The following is a 16,349-nucleotide window of genomic DNA, read 5'->3' as shown; positions in this document are numbered from 1 at the left end:
GAGAAAATGACCGTACCCACTTCGCCCAAGCGAACCGCCCTCCTCAACGCCGCACGCGAGCGCATTCTCGTGCTCGACGGCGCCATGGGCACGATGATCCAGAACCTCCAGCTCGACGAGGCCGCCTTCCGCGGCGAGCGCTTCAGGAGCTTTCATCGCGACCTGCGCGGCAACAACGACCTCTTGATCCTGACCCAGCCGCAGGCGATCGAGGACATCCACGCCGCCTATTTGCGCGCCGGCGCCGACATCGTCGCGACCAACACCTTCTCCACGACCTCGATCGCGCAGGCCGATTACGACCTCACCGACATTGTCCACGAGATGGCGCGCGAAGGCGCCCGTCTCGCCGGCAATGCCGCACGGCGCGTGGAGGCGGAAGACGGCAAGCCGCGCTTCGTCGCCGGCGCCATCGGTCCCACCAACCGCACCGCCTCGATCTCGCCCGACGTTTCCAATCCCGGCTACCGCGCGGTCACCTTCGACGATCTGCGCAAGTCGTACGGCGAACAGATCCGCGGGCTGATCGACGGCGGCGTCGATCTGCTGCTGGTCGAGACCATCTTCGACACCCTCAACGCCAAGGCGGCGCTCTATGCGATCGCCGAGATCACCGAAGCACTCGGCATCGACGTGCCCGTGATGGTGTCGGGCACCATCACCGACAAGTCCGGCCGCCTGCTCTCGGGCCAGATGCCGGAAGCGTTCTGGAATTCGGTGCGGCACGCAAAACCCATCACCATCGGCTTCAACTGCGCGCTCGGCGCCGAGGACCTGCGCGCGCATATTGCCGATATCGGCCGCGTCGCCGATACGCTCGTCTGCGCCTATCCCAATGCCGGCCTGCCCAACGAGTTCGGCCAATATGACGAGACGCCGGAATACATGGCGCGCCTGATCGGCGAGTTCGCCCGCGACGGCCTCGTCAACATCGTCGGCGGCTGCTGCGGCACCACGCCGGACCATATCGCGGCGATCGCAGCCAGCGTCGCCCCTCACAAGCCGCGCATCGTGCCGGAGATCGAACCTCGCCTCCGGCTCTCCGGCCTCGAGCCGTTCATGCTGACCGACGCAATCCCGTTCGTGAATGTCGGCGAGCGCACCAACGTCACGGGATCGGCCCGCTTCCGCAAGCTGATCACCGCCGGCGACTACACCGCCGCGCTGCAGGTCGCGCGCGACCAGGTCGAGAACGGGGCTCAGATCATCGACGTCAACATGGACGAGGGCCTGCTCGACTCCGAAGCCGCGATGGTGACCTTCCTCAATCTCGTCGCCGCCGAGCCCGACATCGCCCGTGTCCCCGTCATGGTCGATTCCTCGAAATTCTCGGTGATCGAGGCCGGCCTGAAATGCGTGCAGGGCAAGCCGGTCGTCAACTCGATCTCGATGAAGGAGGGCGAGGAGAAATTCATTCACGAGGCGCAGATCGCGCGCCGCCACGGCGCGGCCGTGGTGGTGATGGCGTTCGACGAGGCCGGCCAGGCCGACACGTTCGCGCGCAAGACCGAGATCTGCAAGCGCGCCTACGACATCCTGGTGAACCGGGTCGGCTTCCCGCCGGAAGACATCATCTTCGATCCCAACATTTTCGCGATCGCGACCGGCATCGAGGAGCACAACAATTACGGCGTCGACTTCATCGAGGCGACGCGCTGGATCCGGCAGAACCTGCCCGGCGCACATATCTCGGGCGGCGTCTCGAATCTCTCGTTCTCGTTCCGCGGCAACGAGCCGGTGCGCGAGGCCATGCACTCGGTGTTCCTGTATCACGCCATCAAGGCCGGCATGGACATGGGCATCGTCAATGCCGGTCAGATGATCGTCTATGACGACATCGATCCGGAGCTGCGCCAGACTTGCGAGGACGTCGTCCTCAACCGCGATCCCGGCGCCTCCGAACGCCTCTTGGCGCTCGCCGAAAAATTCCGCGGCAAGAAGACCGAAAGCAGGGAAGCCGATCTCGCCTGGCGCGAATGGCCGGTAGAGAAGCGGCTGTCGCATTCGCTGGTGCACGGCATCACGGAGTTCATCGAGCAGGACACGGAAGAAGCCCGCAAGACATCGTCGCGCCCGCTCGACGTGATCGAGGGGCCGCTGATGGCCGGCATGAACGTGGTCGGCGACCTCTTCGGCGACGGCAAGATGTTCCTGCCGCAGGTGGTGAAGTCCGCGCGCGTCATGAAGCAGGCGGTTGCCTATCTCATGCCGTTCATGGAGGAAGAGAAGGCGCGCAACCTCGCAAACGGCATCGGCACGGAGGGCTCCTCGTCCGCCGGCAAGATCGTGCTTGCGACGGTGAAGGGCGACGTCCACGACATCGGCAAGAACATCGTCGGCATCGTGCTCCAGTGCAACAATTTCGAGGTCATCGATCTCGGCGTGATGGTGCCGGCGGCGAAGATCGTCGAGACGGTGAAGGCGGAGAAGGCCGACATCGTCGGGCTGTCAGGCCTGATCACGCCCTCGCTCGACGAGATGGCGTTCTTCGCCGGCGAATTGCAGCGCGAAGGTTTGAAGCTGCCACTCCTGATCGGCGGCGCCACCACGAGCCGCGTGCATACCGCCGTCAAGATCGACCCGAGCTATCGCGCCGGTCCCGTCGTGCACGTCAACGACGCCAGCCGCGCCGTCGGCGTCGCGTCCTCGCTGCTCTCGCCCGAGAAGCGCGAGGCCTACGCCGCCGAGGTGCGGGCCGAATACGCCAGGATCTCGGAGGCGCATCTGCGCGCGCAGGCCGACAAGAAGCGCCTGAAGCTGGCTGACGCCCGCGCCAACCGCGTGCCGGTCGACTTCGCCAAGAGCCAGCCGGTGAAGCCGACCTTCCTCGGCATCAAGAGTTTCGACGAGTACGATCTCGCCGAGCTCGTGCCCTACATCGACTGGACGCCGTTCTTCCAGACCTGGGAGCTCGCCGGCCGCTTCCCCGCCATCCTCGACGACGCCAAGGTCGGCGAGGTCGCGCGCTCGCTCTATGACGATGCGCGCAAGATGCTCGACACCATCGTGAAGGAGAAGTGGTTCCGGGCCCGTGCGACGATCGGCTTCTGGCCGGCGAATGGGCAAGGCGACGACATCGTGCTCTATGCCGACGAGAGCCGGACCAGGCCAATCGCGACGCTGCACACGCTGCGCCAGCAGCTCGAGAAGCGCGAGGGCCGCTTCAACGCCGCGCTCGCCGACTTCATCGCGCCCGCCGGCGTGCCCGACTATATCGGCGGCTTCGTCGTCACCGCCGGCATCGGCGAGGATGCCGTGGCCGACTGCTTCAGAAGCGCCAACGACGACTACTCCTCGATCCTATGCAAGGCGCTGGCCGACCGCCTCGCCGAAGCCTTCGCCGAACGCATGCATGCCCGTGTGCGCCGCGAGTTCTGGGCCTATGCACCAGACGAGGCGCTCACCAGCGAGGAGCTGATCCTGGAGAAATATCAGGGCATCCGCCCCGCGCCCGGCTATCCCGCCCAGCCCGATCACACTGAGAAGGCGACGCTGTTCGAATTGCTCGATGCCAAGAACACGGCCGGCGTGAAGCTGACCGAGAGCTTTGCGATGTGGCCGGGCTCCTCCGTATCGGGGCTCTATTTCGCGAATCCCGAGAGCTATTATTTCGGCGTCGGCAAGATCGAGCGCGACCAGGTCGAGGACTACGCGGCGCGCAAGGGCATGACGGTGGCGGAGACCGAGCGCTGGCTGGCGCCGGTGCTGAACTACATCCCGTCGCAGCAGGACAAGACATTCGCGGCAAAGCCGGCGAACGACGAGCCGTCGAACGACCTCGCCTCGCATCCGCCAGGCTGCACCTGCGCGGTGCACCTCGTCTGGCAGAAGAAGCGCGCGGGGGTGGGGTAAAGCGGGCGCTCAAAACAGAAAGTTGGAAAACAACCCCATGCACAGTAGCGATGGGGTTGAAAAGGCTGGGTTATTTCTGTTTGGCCGAAATCGCATTGCGGCGTCGGGCAAAACAGGGGTATTATGACATCATCGGGTGCCGTGGCCACTGGCGGATAGGCGTCGCCCTCACCTTGCTCTCGGTCTCGTGCCCCGGACGCTGCGCAGCACGAAGTGATGCGCTGCAGAGCCGGGGCCCACGTCTCCCAGCAATCCGTGCCGCCTGGGTCCCGGCTCTGCGGCCGGGACACGAGAGCGCCTACCCCTTCGGCGGCGCCAGCGGCTGCACGATCTCCTTGAACGGGGCCAGTGCCTCGCAACGCTCGGCATGGGCGCTCAGTGCCGGATAGCGCGCCGCGTCGAACAGCTGCGGGTGCGCTTCGCGGGTGAAGCGAACGACGCAGGCCACCGCGACGTCGGCATGGCCGATGCGGTCGCCCAGCCAGTACGGCGTCGTCACCTTGGCGCGCTCGGCCTCGAGCACCTTCAGGACATCGCCGATCTGCGCCTGGCAGCGCTCGACCCACAACGCGAGCTGTTCCTTCCGCAGCACGCGCTCGTAGAGCAGGCTCACCGCCTTGTCGCCGAGGCCGGAGGCGAGCGCGCAGATGCGCAGATGCCTGCGCCGCTCGGCACCGCCGCGCGGCAGCATCGCCTTCCCCTCGCCGACCAGCTCGTCGAGATAGTCGAGGATGATCGTGCTCTCGATCAGCGCCTCGCCGTCGTCCAGCACCAGGGTCGGCACGCGGCGCAGCGGATTGTACGGCGCGATCTTGTCGGCATCGCCGAAGGTCGACCACGGCTTGTGCTCGAAGGCGAGCCCGTAGAGCCGGAGCGCAATCGCGACGCGGCGGACGAAGGGGGAATCATATTGGCCGATCAGGAACATGTTTCTCGCTCTTGTCAGTTTTTGAACACGGCATGGCCGATCAGTTCATCGTCAATGCGAAGGTGCCGCAACAACTATCTCGGAACAAGAGCATTGCGCACGACGCAACAAAGCGGGATCAAATGGACAACCGGCCGGGGCTCTCGTCAGCGCTTCCCCCGGGATATCGCTGCTCTCATCCGAGCCACAGCCTGCTGGATTGCTTCGTCGCAAGTGCTCCTCGCAATGACGGTGGGGACGCAGCCGTGCACTTACTCGATGATCGGCACATGCCTCGCCGCATCGCGCGGCGCGGTGCCGTCGAGTCGCGGGTCGTCGGCGATCTCGATCTGGCGGCGGAACGCGCGGAAGCCGGAGCGCTGGTAGAAGGCAACGGCGAAGGGGTGGTCGAACGTGCAGGTGTGGACCCAGACGCGGCGGACATCGCGTGACCAGGCGCGCTCCAGCGCGCGGTTCATCAGGAAGCGGGCGGCGCCGGTGCCGATCAAGGGCGCGGTGACGCCGAAATAGACCAGCTCGCATTGGCCGGGCTCGCGGAAATCCAGCTCGAGCAGGCCTTCGTCGCGGCCGTCGGCGACCAAGGCATAGATCTCGATTCCCGGCGCGTGGATGATTGCGGCGAGCTCTGCATCGCTCATGCGGGCGCGCGAGAACCACAGCCAGTCCTCGCCGACGCGGCGGAAGAGATCGCGGTACCAATCGAGCTCGGGGGCATCGACCTTGCGCAGGGTCCAGGCGCCTGGCGGATCGGCGCGGCGTGTTGGCGGCGCGGTCATCTCCAGATGGGTGACGACGGCGGCGATCTTGCCGTTGGGGACGTCGGAATAGCCGTCGGGGAGGATCATGGTTGTTGCTTCACTTGGGAACAGCTAGCGTGCGGCGTCGTTTTGAGCGCAGCGCAGCAATCCAGAATCTTTCCGCAGAGGCAGTCTGGATTGCTTCGTCGCAAGAGCTCCTCGCAATGACGACGTGGAGGCAGTGAGCGCGCCTCGCGGCATCGAGCTGCGAGGCTGTGCTACCCCTCCCCCTCGTCGCTCGCGAGCACGCCTTTCACCGCCCTCGCCCAGCCGGCGAGCTTTCGCTCCCTTGTCGCCTGGCTCATGTTCGGCTTGAAGCGGTGTTCGCGGCGCCAATTGTCGGCGAATTTGGTCGGCTCGGGATAGACCCCCGCATTGAGTCCGGCGAGGTAGGCGGCGCCCAGCGCCGTGGTCTCCTGGATCACGGGGCGGTCGACCGGTGCGTCGAGCAGATCGGCGAGGCGCTGCATGGTCCAGTCGGAGGCGGTCATGCCGCCGTCGACGCGGAGCACGACGCTGGCGGTTTCCGAGCTCGGCCAGTCCGCGCGCATCGCGGCCCAGAGGTCGAAGGTCTGGTAGCAGACGCTTTCCAGCGCGGCATGGGCAAGCTCGGCCGGGCCGGTGTTGCGGGTGAGGCCGAACAACGCGCCGCGCACACGCGGATTCCAGTAGGGCGCGCCCATGCCGACGAAGGCGGGGACGAGATAGACGCTCTGCATGGAGTCGGATTGATCGGCGAGAGGTCCGGTCTCGGCGGCGTGCTTGATGATCCCGAGGCCGTCGCGCAGCCATTGCACGGCCGAGCCTGCGACGAAGATCGAACCTTCCAGCGCATAGGTGCGTTTGCCGTCGAGCTGATAGGCGACGGTGGTGAGCAGCTTGTTCTTGGAGACGACCGGCGTGGTGCCGGTGTTGAGCAGCGCAAAGCAGCCGGTGCCGTAGGTGGACTTCATCATGCCCGGGCGGAAGCAGGCCTGGCCGATGGTGGCGGCCTGCTGGTCGCCGGCGATGCCGGAAATGGCGATGGCGCCGCCGAACAGGTCCGGCGTGCTCTCGCCGAAGCGGGCGGAGGAATCCTTCACCTCGGGCAGCATCGAGCGCGGCACGCCGATGATCTCCAGCAGCTCGTCGTCCCACTGTCCCGTGTGGATGTTGAACAGCAGCGTACGCGAGGCGTTGGTGGCGTCGGTGGCGTGCACCTTGCCGCCGGTGAGCCGCCAGAGCAGATAGCAATCGACGGTGCCGAACATCAATTCGCCGCGCGCGGCGCGGGCGCGGGCGCCCGGGACGTGGTCGAGGATCCAGGCGACTTTCGTTCCGGAGAAATAGGGATCGATGATCAGGCCGGTCTTCTCAGAGATCACGGGCTCGCGGCCGTCGGCTTTCAGTTTGGCGCAGATGTCGGCGGTGCGGCGGTCCTGCCAGACGATGGCGCGGTGCACGGCCTGGCCGGTGGCGCGGTCCCACACCACGGTGGTCTCGCGCTGGTTGGTGATGCCGATCGCGGCGATGTCCTTGGCGCTGATGCCGGCGTGCTCGATCGCCTCGCGGCAGACCATCACGGTCGAGGTCCAGATGTCCTCGGGCTCGTGCTCGACCCAGCCCGAGGCCGGAAAGTGCTGCGGAAACTCGGCTTGCGCTTTGGCGGCGATGGATATATCGCCGCGAAACACGATGGCGCGCGATGAGGTGGTGCCCTGGTCGATGGCGAGGACGAAAGACATGGCGGCTTACCTTGGCGTTTCCCTGGTAGGGGATCGTTTTGTGATGCCAAAGGGAGCGGATTAGGGCGGGAAGGTCAATACCAGCGGCGCCGTCTTGTTCACCTCGCCCCGCTTGCGGGGAGAGGTCGGAATTCGCGCAAAGCGCGGATTCCGGGTGAGGGGGTACAGGTACCTCGACGATATCACGCGTGGAGAGAAGCCCCTCACCCCAACCCTCTCCCCGCAAGAGCGGGGCGAGGGAGTCAACCGGCTACACCGCCGCCGTCGTGACGCCGCCGTCGATGACGATGGTCTGGCCGGTCATGAAGCTCGATGCGTCGGAGGCGAGGTAGGCGACCGCGCCGGCGATTTCGTCGGGTTCGCCGATACGGCGCAGCGGCGTGGTGGCGGTGCGGCGCTTGAGGTTGGCTTCGTCTTCCCATAGCGCGCGGGCGAAGTCGGTCTTGACGAGGCCGGGGGCGATGCAGTTGACGCGGACACCCTTCGGGCCCCACTCGCCGGCGAGTGAGCGGCACAGCGCGAAATCGGCGGCCTTGGAGATGCCGTAGGCGCCGATCACGGTGGAGCCGCGCAGGCCGCCGATCGAGGAGATGATGATCACGGAGCCGTTGCCGCGCTCCGCCATCTGCGGAATCGCGAGCGCGGAGAGCCAGATGTTGCTCTTGACGTTGGAGCCCATGATCTTGTCGAAGGCTTCATCGGTGATGTCGAGCAGCGGGCCGTAGTAGGGATTGACCGCGGCGTTGCAGACGAGGATGTCGATCTTGCCGTAGTGCTTCGTCGCACCCGCGATCAGTGCCTCGACCTCGGCCTTCCGCGCGATGTTGCAGGGGATGACGGTGGCCTCGCCGCCGGCCGCATTGATGCCGTCGGCGACTTCCTTGCAGGCGTCCGCCTTGCGCGAGGAGACCACGACCCTGGCGCCGAGTTTCGCCAGCAGTTCGGCGGAGGAGCGGCCGATGCCGCGGCTGGAGCCGGTGACCACGGCGACCTTGCCGGTGAGATCGAACGGGGTGTTTTTCATTTTTGGTGCCTCGTTGCTTCAACAACCTCCGTCATTGCGAGGAGCGAAGCGACGAAGCAATCCAGAGATGTCCCAGCGGAAAGACCCTGGATTGCTTCGCTTCGCTCGCAATGACGGCAATCGTCAGATCAACCCGCCCGCATCGGCGACGCGGCGCTGGTGGTAGTCGGTGTCGCCGAACGTGTTCTCGATCATGGTGAGGCGCTTGAAGTAGTGGCCGATCCTGGCCTCCATGGTCATGCCGATGCCGCCGTGGAGCTGGATCGACTGCTGCCCGACGAATTTCAGCGACTTGCCGATCTGCACCTTGGCCGCGGCGATCGCATTCGTGCGCTCCCTGGCGTCCTCGAAATCACCAGCCATGGTCGCGAACATCGACATCGAGCGCGCCTGCTCGGCCGCGACGAACATGTCGGAGGCGCGGTGCTGCAGCGACTGGAACGAGCCGATGGCGACGCCGAACTGTTTTCGCGTCTTGATGTACTCGACCGTGGTCTTGAGCGATTCGTCCATCAGGCCGACTGCTTCGGCGCAGAGCGCGACACGGGCTTCGTCCACCACGCGCTCGATCAGCGCGAGCGAATCCTCGGGGTTGCCGAGCACGGCATCGGCACCGACCTCGACACCGGTGAAGGTGACGTCGGCGGCGTGCAGGCCGTCCTGGGTCGGATAGCCCTTCCTGGCTACGCCCTTGGCATTCGCGGGCACCAGGAACACGCCGATGCCGCTTTTGTCACGGCGATCGCCCTTGGTGCGCGCGGTGACGATCAACGTGTCGGCGCTCTCGCCGTTGAGCACGACGAACTTCTCGCCGTCGATGACCCAGGCATCGCCCTTCTTCTTCGCGGTGGTCGAGACGTCGAACAGATCGTAGCGCGAGTTCTTCTCGAGCTGGGCGAAGGCGAGCGTCTTGCTGCCGTCGATGATGGCAGGCACGTGCGCGGCCTTCTGCGCATCAGTGCCGGCATGGCGCAGGAAGCCGCCGCCGATCACGACCGTTGCGAGATAGGGCTCGAGCACCAGCGCCTTGCCGAGCGCCTCCATCACGATCATGGTCTCGACGCCGCCGCCGCCGAAACCGCCATCGGCCTCGCTGAACGGCAGGCCGAGCAGGCCCTGCTCGGCGAGCTTGAGCCAGACCGCTTTGCTCCAGCCGCCCTTCTCCTTCATGTACTTCTTGCGCTGCTCGAAATCGTAGGAATCGGTCAGCAGGCCGTCGATGCTTTCCTTGAGAAGCCGCTGCTCCTCGGACAGATCAAAATCCATTTTATTCGTTCCTCGTACCCGAAATTATCTGGCTTCGTCATCCCGGGGCGCGCGCAGCGCGAGCCCGGGATCCATACTCCCGATCGTGGTTATGGATTCCGGGCTCGCGACTACGTCGCGCCCCGGAATGACGCCTAGAGCCCCAGCACCGCCTTGGCGATGATGTTGCGCTGGATCTCGTTGGAGCCGCCGTAGATCGAGACCTTGCGGTTGTTGAAGTAGCTCGGCGCGATCTGGGCGGTCCAGTCCATGGCTTCGTTCGAGCCGTCGTCGCCGTGCTCGTCGTAGGGCGCGGCGAACGGGCCGATCACTTCCATGAGCAGCTCGGTGGTGGTCTGCTGGATCTCGGAGCCCTTGATCTTCAGCACCGAGGACGCCGGGTTGGGCTTGCCCTTGCCGTGCTTGCCTTCGTCGGCGACGACGCGGAGCTGCGTGAGCTCGAGCGCTTTCAGCTCGATCTCGCAAGCGGCGAGCTTCTCGCGGAACGCCGCGTCCTGGATGATCGGCTTGCCGCCGGATTCGACCTTGGACGCCAGATCCTTGATGCGGCGGATGCGCTCCTTGGAGACGCCGACGCGGGCGATGCCGGTGCGCTCATTGCCGAGCAGGAATTTGGCGTAGTCCCAGCCCTTGTTCTCCTCGCCGATCAGGTTCTCGATCGGAACTTCCACGTCGTCGAAGAAGACTTCGTTGACCTCGTGGCCGCCGTCGATGGTCTGGATCGGGCGCACGGTGACGCCCTTCGACTTCATCGAGAACACGATGAAGGAGATGCCCATCTGCTTCTTGGCGTTGTTGTCGGTGCGGCAGAGGCAGAAGATCATGTCGGCGTGCTGGGCGAGCGTGGTCCAGGTCTTCTGGCCGTTGATGATCCACTTGTCGCCGCGGCGCTCGGCCTTGGTCTTGAGCGAGGCGAGGTCGGAGCCGGAGCCGGGCTCCGAAAAACCCTGGCACCACCAATCGTCGACATTGGCGATGCGCGGCAGGTACTTCTTCTTCTGCTCCTCGTTGCCGAAGGTGTAGATGACCGGACCGACCATGCTGACGCCGAAGGCGAGCGGCTGCGGCGCCGGGTGAGCCTGAAGCTCCTCGTTGAAGATGTAGTGCTGCACGGCGGTCCATCCCGTGCCGCCATATTCCTTCGGCCAGTGGCTGACGCCCCAGCCCTTCTTGTTGAGGATGCGCCACCAATTCACCATCTCGTCCTTCGAGAGGTGGCGGCCTTCGACCATCTTGCGCCGCGTATCCGGCGGCACGTTGTCGCGGAAGAACGACCGCACTTCCTCGCGAAACGCCTGCTCTTCCCTAGTGAATGCGAGATCCATCGGATCCTCCTGTGAGCGATTTATTCTTAACCAGTTCCGCCGTCATTCCGGGATGCGCCGCAAGGCGCAGGCCCGGAATCCATATCCCCGACTGGTGGTTATGGATTCCGGGCTCGCCGCTTCGCGGCGCCCCGGAATGACAGAAACTCCTACTGCAGCACCTCGAACAATCCCGCGGCACCCATGCCGCCGCCGACGCACATGGTGACGACCGCGTATTTGGCCTTGCGGCGGCGGCCCTCGATCAGGGCGTGGCCGGTGAGGCGCGCGCCCGACATGCCGTAGGGATGGCCGACCGCGATCGCGCCGCCGTCGACATTGATCTTCTCGGGGTCGATGCCGAGCTTGTCGCGGCAATACAGCACCTGCACGGCGAAGGCTTCGTTGAGCTCCCAGAGGCCGATGTCGTCGACGCTGAGGCCGTGGCGCTTGAGGAGGCGCGGCACCGCGAAGACCGGGCCGATGCCCATCTCGTCCGGCTCGCAGCCGGCGGAGACGAAGCCACGGAAGATGCCGAGCGGCGTGAGGCCGCGCCTGGCGGCTTCCTTGTCGCTCATGATCACGCAGGCGCTGGCGCCGTCGGAGAGCTGGCTGGCATTGCCGGCGGTGATGCTGAAGCCGTCGCCGCGCACGGGCTTCAGGCCGGCGAGGCCTTCAGCGGTGGTCTCGGGGCGCGGACCTTCGTCCTGCGACAGCGTGATCTCCTTCATCGAGACCGCGCCGGTGGCCTTGTCGGTGACCGCCATCTGCGTCGCGATCGGCGCGATCTCCTCCTTGAACCTGCCGCCCTGTTGTGCGGCCGCGGTGCGGCGCTGGCTCTCCAGCGAATATTCGTCCTGGCGTTCGCGCGAGATGCCGTAGCGCTTGGCGACGACTTCCGCGGTGTCGATCATGGGCATGTAGACCTCGCCCTTGATCTTGAGCAGCGCCGGGTCCTGGGCGTGGAAGCCGTTCATCTTGTCGTTCTGCACGAGGCTGATCGACTCGCCGCCGCCGCCAACCGCGATCTCGACGCCGTCGAAGAGCACCGATCGCGCGGCCAGCGCGATCGCCTGCAGGCCCGAGGCGCACTGCCGGTCGATCGTGGTGCCGGCGACGGTGACGGGAAGGCCGGCGCGCAGCAGCGCCTTGCGCGCGATGTTGCCGCCGGTCGCGCCCTGCTGGAGGGCGGCGCCCATCACGACGTCCTCGATCTCCTTCGGATCGACTTTTGCGCGCGCGACAGCCTCGCCGATGGCATGGCCGAGCAGCGTTGCGCCCTCGGTGGCGTTGAGCGCGCCGCGATAGGCCTTGCCGATCGGGGTGCGGGCGGTGGAAACGATGACGGCGTCGGTCAAGAACGGACTCCTGATACGGTTTGGGTGGATTGTGACGGTTTCTGCTGCTGGCGCAATTCGTGGCGCGACAATTTTCCGACCGGCGTGCGCGGCAGGTCGTCGACGAATTCGACCGCGGCCGGCAGTTCGTGCTTGCCGAGCTTGCCAGTGAGCTGCGCGCGCAGCTCGTCGAGCGAGAACGGCTTTGCGCCGGGCTTCAGCTTGATGAAGGCCTTTGCGGCCTCGCCGCGGTACTGGTCGGGGATGCCGAGCACGATCACTTCGTGCACGCCTGATATGGTGTAGATCGCCTGCTCGATCATCTGCGGATAGACGTTGAAGCCGCCGGAGATGATCATGTCCTTCTTGCGGTCGACCAGGAAGAAATAGCCGTCGGTGTCGACATAGCCGATGTCGCCGGTGAGGAAGCGGCCGTCGACGAAGGCGTCCGTGGATCCTTCCGGCTTGTTCCAATAGCCTTTGGTGACGTTCGGGCCCGTGATGCGGATCTCGCCGACTTCGCCCGGCGGCAGCACGCGCCGGGGATCGTCGAGCGCGACGACGTCGAGCTCGATGCCGGGCAGCGTCAGGCCGATCGAGCCCGGCTTCTCGGGACCGTCGGGCGGATGGCCGGTGCCGGGCGAGCAGGTCTCGGTCATCCCCCAGCCGCTGCGCAGCTTCTTGCCGACCTTGCGCTCGAAGAAATTCGCGATCTCCACCGGCAGCGGCGCGCCGCCGGAGCCGATGGTGGCGAGCGAGGAGAAGTCGCGCTTGTCGAGGTCTGGGAGCGCGGCGATCGCGATCCACATCGTCGGCACGCCCGGAAAGTAGGTCGCGCGCTTGACCTCGATGTCGCGCATGACAGCTTCGACGTCGAAGCGCTGGTGCAGCGAGATCAGATTGCCGCGGCTGAGCGAGGACAGCAGCACGACGGTGAGCGCGTAGATGTGGAACAGCGGCAGCACGCAGATCACGCGCTCGATCGTCTCGCCGCGCGTGGCACGCGTCGGCTTGCCCCAGACGTCGTAGATCGACACCGCCGCGGTGAGATTGCCGTGGGTCAGCATGGCGCCCTTGGGCAGGCCGGTGGTGCCGCCGGTATATTGCAGCAGCGCGACGTCGTCGGCCGTGACCTGCGGCCATTGCGCAGGCGCGGTGGCGCCCTTGACGAAGGTCTTGAAGGTGACGATGCGGGGATCGTCGGGGATCGCCGCCTGCGGCGTGCCGACCTTGCCCCAATGGTCGTCCTCGCAGACGACGAGCTTGTCGATCAGGCCCCTCTCCAGGAATTTCAGCGCGGTCGGCAGCAGCGCCTGGAGGTTGGAGGTGACGAGCAGGCGCGAGCTGGAATCGGAGACCTTGTGCGTCAGGGCGATCTCGCCGTCGAGCGGCGACAGATGAGCTACGCGGGCGCCCGCCTTCAGCGCGCCGAAGAAATTGACGGGATGGTCCGGCGTGTTGCCGAGGAACAGCGCGACGGAAGAGTTCCTGCCGCAGTCGGCGCGCAGGAACGCCGCCGCCGCGCGCTCGGCCTGAGCCGCGAGCTCGGTGTAGGTGATCGGACGGTCGCGGAATTCCAACGCGGTGCGCGGGCCGTACTCAGCGGCGGCTTTCGCCAGCAGGTCGGGCAATGTGCCCTGGACGATCGGATCGTCCCAACGCACGCCCTCGGGATAAAACTGTTCGCCGGGATGGGTCATGGAAGCTCGTTACTTTGCACGTAAGGCAGGCACCGGCGGATGGGCTCCCTCCCCCCTTGTGGGGGAGGGTTGGGGAGAGGGGTAGCCACGAACTCGAACCTCGCCCGGAGCCACCCCCCTCCGTTCCCTCCCCCACAAGGGGGGAGGGAACGGAGAGAGTGTGCCTCGGAGGACGAAATCGCCGCCACTGCCAATTCGATCACGCCGCTTTCGACGCCGCGGCCAGCGACGCGAACGTCTTGCCTTCGGCGGCGAGCTTCTTCAGCAGCGGGGCGGGCTCGAGGCTCGGATCGTTGGTCTCCTTGGCGTAGAAGGCGAGGCGGTCGGCGATGTGCTTGAGGCCGACGCTGTCGGCCCAGAACATCGGACCGCCGCGGTAGATCGGCCAGCCATAGCCGTAGAGCCAGACCACGTCGATGTCGCTAGGACGCGCCGCAATGCCCTCTTCCAGGATCTTCGCGCCCTCGTTGATCATCGGATACATCATGCGCTCGAGGATCTCCTCGTCGCTGACGACACGCTTCTTGCGGCCGAGGCGGGCAAGCGTCTCGTCGATCAGCTTCTCGACCTCAGGGTCGGGCAGCGGCGCGCGGCTGCCCGCTTCATACTTGTAGTAGCCCTTGCCGGTCTTCTGACCGAAGCGGCCGGCCTCGCACAGCGCGTCCGCGATCTCCGACTTGATGCCGCGGTCCTTGCGCGAGCGCCAGCCGATGTCGAGGCCGGCGAGGTCGCCCATCGCGAACGGGCCCATCGGCATGCCGAACTTGGTGACGACGGCATCGACCTGCTGCGGCAGCGCGCCTTCGAACAGCAGCTTCTCGGACTGCTTGCCGCGCTGGGCCAGCATGCGGTTGCCGACGAAGCCGTCGCAGACGCCGACCACGGCCGGCACTTTTGCGATTTTTCGCGCGATCGTGACGGCCGTCACGAGCGCGTCCGGAGCGGTCTTGTCGGCACGCACAATCTCGCACAGCTTCATGACGTTGGCCGGCGAGAAGAAGTGCATGCCGAGCACGTCCTGCGGACGCTTGGTCGACTTCGCGATCTCGTCGATGTTCAGGTACGAGGTGTTGGAGGCGAGCACCGCGCCCGGCTTGGCGTACTGGTCGAGCTTGCCGAACACTTCCTTCTTCACCGCCATGGTCTCGAACACGGCCTCGATGACGAGGTCGGCGTCGCCGACATTCTCGATGCCGACCTTGCCGTCGATCAGCGCCATGCGCTTGGCGGGCGCATCCGCCGGGATGCCGCCGCGCGCCGCTGTCGCTTCCCAGTTCTTCTGCATGACGCCCATGCCGCGCTTGAGCTGCTCCTCGGCGGTCTCGATCAGGGTGACGGGAATGCCGGCATTGGCGAACGACATCGCGATGCCGCCGCCCATGGTGCCGGCGCCGAGAATGGCGACACGGTTCACGGGGCGCGACTTGGTGCCTTCGGGGACACCCGCGATCTTGGCGGCTTCGCGCTCGGCGAAGAACGCATAGCGCTGCGCCTTGGACTGGTCGCTGGCGACGAGCTTCAGGAAGCCCTCGCGCTCCTTCTTCAACCCTTCGTCGAACGGAAGGTCGATGGCGTAGCCGACGGCATCGGCCGCCGCGAACGGCGCCTCCAGGCCGCGCGACTTCTTGGTCATGGCGGCGACGGCATTGGTGAAGATCGAGCGGTCGGCCTTGGCGGCCGCGATCTTGGAATCGTCGTCGCGCAGGCGGCGCAGCGGGCGCTTCTCCGCCAGCAGCTTGCGCACGAAGGCTTCGCCGCCCGAGGCCGGCCCTTCGACGATCTCCTCGATCAGGCCGTTCTTCAGGGCTTCCGCCGCACCGATCGGATCACCGCCGACGATCATCTTGACCGCGAGCTCAGGCCCGACCGCGCGGGGCAGGCGCTGGGTGCCGCCGGCGCCCGGCAACAGACCGAGCTTGACCTCGGGCAGGCCGAGCTTGGCCTCTTTGACCGCAACGCGGAAATGGCAGGCGAGCGCGACCTCGAGGCCGCCGCCGAGCGCGGTGCCGTGGATCGCGGCGACGACCGGCTTCGGCGAATTCTCGATCTCGGACAGCACGTCGTTGAGGGCCGGCGGCTTCGGCGGCTTGCCGAATTCGGTGATGTCGGCGCCCGCAATGAAGGTGCGGCCGGCGCAGGTCAGCACGATGCCCTTGATGGCGGGATCGGCGATCGCGGCCTTGATGCATTCCAGAATGCCGCCGCGGACCGCGGCACTCAGCGCATTGACCGGCGGGCTGTTGACCGTGACGATGCCGACCTCATCATGACGCTCAAGCTTGACCACTTCGCTCACGGTGTCCCTCCTTGGTGGGGATTTGCTTTTGTTCGATTTCGCGGTGCGGAATTTAATTCCGCATCTTGACGGCAGGGTTATTTTGAAGCACGGACGTTGTCAACGACTCCGCGCAAGAAGC

General features: G+C 66.0%; 10 protein-coding genes. 1 reads left to right on the top strand and 9 read right to left on the bottom strand.

What is annotated here, in order from left to right; all coding sequences use genetic code 11:
- Positions 1 to 6 precede the first annotated feature (6 nt).
- Positions 7 to 3,852 (top strand): methionine synthase, encoded by a 3,846-nt coding sequence (gene metH, locus IVB23_RS25185; RefSeq protein WP_247800436.1) that lies wholly within the window; start codon positions 7 to 9, stop codon positions 3,850 to 3,852.
- Between the two features lie 298 nt (positions 3,853 to 4,150).
- Here the strand turns inward: metH and IVB23_RS25180 are convergent, their stop codons facing one another.
- The 9 genes from IVB23_RS25180 to IVB23_RS25140 form a co-directional block, all read right to left on the bottom strand.
- The gene (locus tag IVB23_RS25180; RefSeq protein ID WP_247800435.1) at positions 4,151 to 4,780 is read right to left on the bottom strand and encodes a glutathione S-transferase family protein; all 630 of its coding nucleotides are present in this window, start codon (positions 4,778 to 4,780) and stop codon (positions 4,151 to 4,153) included.
- 251 nt (positions 4,781 to 5,031) lie between these two features.
- Positions 5,032 to 5,625, bottom strand: a complete 594-nt coding sequence (locus IVB23_RS25175; RefSeq protein WP_247800434.1) for a GNAT family N-acetyltransferase — start codon at positions 5,623 to 5,625, stop codon at positions 5,032 to 5,034.
- A 170-nt stretch (positions 5,626 to 5,795) separates the two neighbouring features.
- A complete protein-coding gene (gene glpK, locus IVB23_RS25170; protein ID WP_247800433.1) occupies positions 5,796 to 7,301 on the bottom strand; it encodes a glycerol kinase GlpK in 1,506 nt (501 codons plus the stop codon).
- A gap of 250 nt (positions 7,302 to 7,551) precedes the next feature.
- Positions 7,552 to 8,325 (bottom strand): glucose 1-dehydrogenase, encoded by a 774-nt coding sequence (locus IVB23_RS25165; protein ID WP_197964867.1) that lies wholly within the window; start codon positions 8,323 to 8,325, stop codon positions 7,552 to 7,554.
- 123 nt (positions 8,326 to 8,448) lie between these two features.
- Positions 8,449 to 9,591 (bottom strand): pimeloyl-CoA dehydrogenase small subunit, encoded by a 1,143-nt coding sequence (gene pimD / locus IVB23_RS25160; RefSeq protein ID WP_247800432.1) that lies wholly within the window; start codon positions 9,589 to 9,591, stop codon positions 8,449 to 8,451.
- A 134-nt stretch (positions 9,592 to 9,725) separates the two neighbouring features.
- Positions 9,726 to 10,916 (bottom strand): pimeloyl-CoA dehydrogenase large subunit, encoded by a 1,191-nt coding sequence (gene pimC / locus IVB23_RS25155; RefSeq protein ID WP_247800431.1) that lies wholly within the window; start codon positions 10,914 to 10,916, stop codon positions 9,726 to 9,728.
- Between the two features lie 149 nt (positions 10,917 to 11,065).
- Entirely contained in the window at positions 11,066 to 12,253 is a 1,188-nt protein-coding gene (locus IVB23_RS25150) for an acetyl-CoA C-acyltransferase (RefSeq protein WP_247800430.1), read from the bottom strand.
- Positions 12,250 to 13,932 (bottom strand): dicarboxylate--CoA ligase PimA, encoded by a 1,683-nt coding sequence (pimA, locus tag IVB23_RS25145; RefSeq protein WP_247800429.1) that lies wholly within the window; start codon positions 13,930 to 13,932, stop codon positions 12,250 to 12,252. The genes IVB23_RS25150 and pimA overlap by 4 nt, the downstream gene beginning before the upstream one ends.
- A gap of 199 nt (positions 13,933 to 14,131) precedes the next feature.
- Complete coding sequence (locus tag IVB23_RS25140; protein WP_247800428.1) at positions 14,132 to 16,228, bottom strand: 3-hydroxyacyl-CoA dehydrogenase NAD-binding domain-containing protein; 2,097 nt, start codon at positions 16,226 to 16,228, stop codon at positions 14,132 to 14,134.
- Between the last annotated feature and the right edge of the window lie 121 nt (positions 16,229 to 16,349).

The organism is Bradyrhizobium sp. 191 (assembly GCF_023100985.1).
Taxonomy (GTDB): Bacteria; Pseudomonadota; Alphaproteobacteria; order Rhizobiales; family Xanthobacteraceae; genus Bradyrhizobium; species Bradyrhizobium diversitatis.
This window is presented reverse-complemented; position numbering and strand designations above follow the sequence as displayed.

Excerpts from the sequence above, each read along its gene's own strand:
- metH (WP_247800436.1), top strand. The coding sequence starts at position 7 with ATGACCGTACCCACTTCGCCCAAGCGAACCGCCCTCCTCAACGCCGCA.
- IVB23_RS25180 (WP_247800435.1), bottom strand. The coding sequence starts at position 4,780 with ATGTTCCTGATCGGCCAATATGATTCCCCCTTCGTCCGCCGCGTCGCG.
- IVB23_RS25175 (WP_247800434.1), bottom strand. The coding sequence starts at position 5,625 with ATGATCCTCCCCGACGGCTATTCCGACGTCCCCAACGGCAAGATCGCC.
- glpK (WP_247800433.1), bottom strand. The coding sequence starts at position 7,301 with ATGTCTTTCGTCCTCGCCATCGACCAGGGCACCACCTCATCGCGCGCC.
- IVB23_RS25165 (WP_197964867.1), bottom strand. The coding sequence starts at position 8,325 with ATGAAAAACACCCCGTTCGATCTCACCGGCAAGGTCGCCGTGGTCACC.
- pimD (WP_247800432.1), bottom strand. The coding sequence starts at position 9,591 with ATGGATTTTGATCTGTCCGAGGAGCAGCGGCTTCTCAAGGAAAGCATC.
- pimC (WP_247800431.1), bottom strand. The coding sequence starts at position 10,916 with ATGGATCTCGCATTCACTAGGGAAGAGCAGGCGTTTCGCGAGGAAGTG.
- pimA (WP_247800429.1), bottom strand. The coding sequence starts at position 13,932 with ATGACCCATCCCGGCGAACAGTTTTATCCCGAGGGCGTGCGTTGGGAC.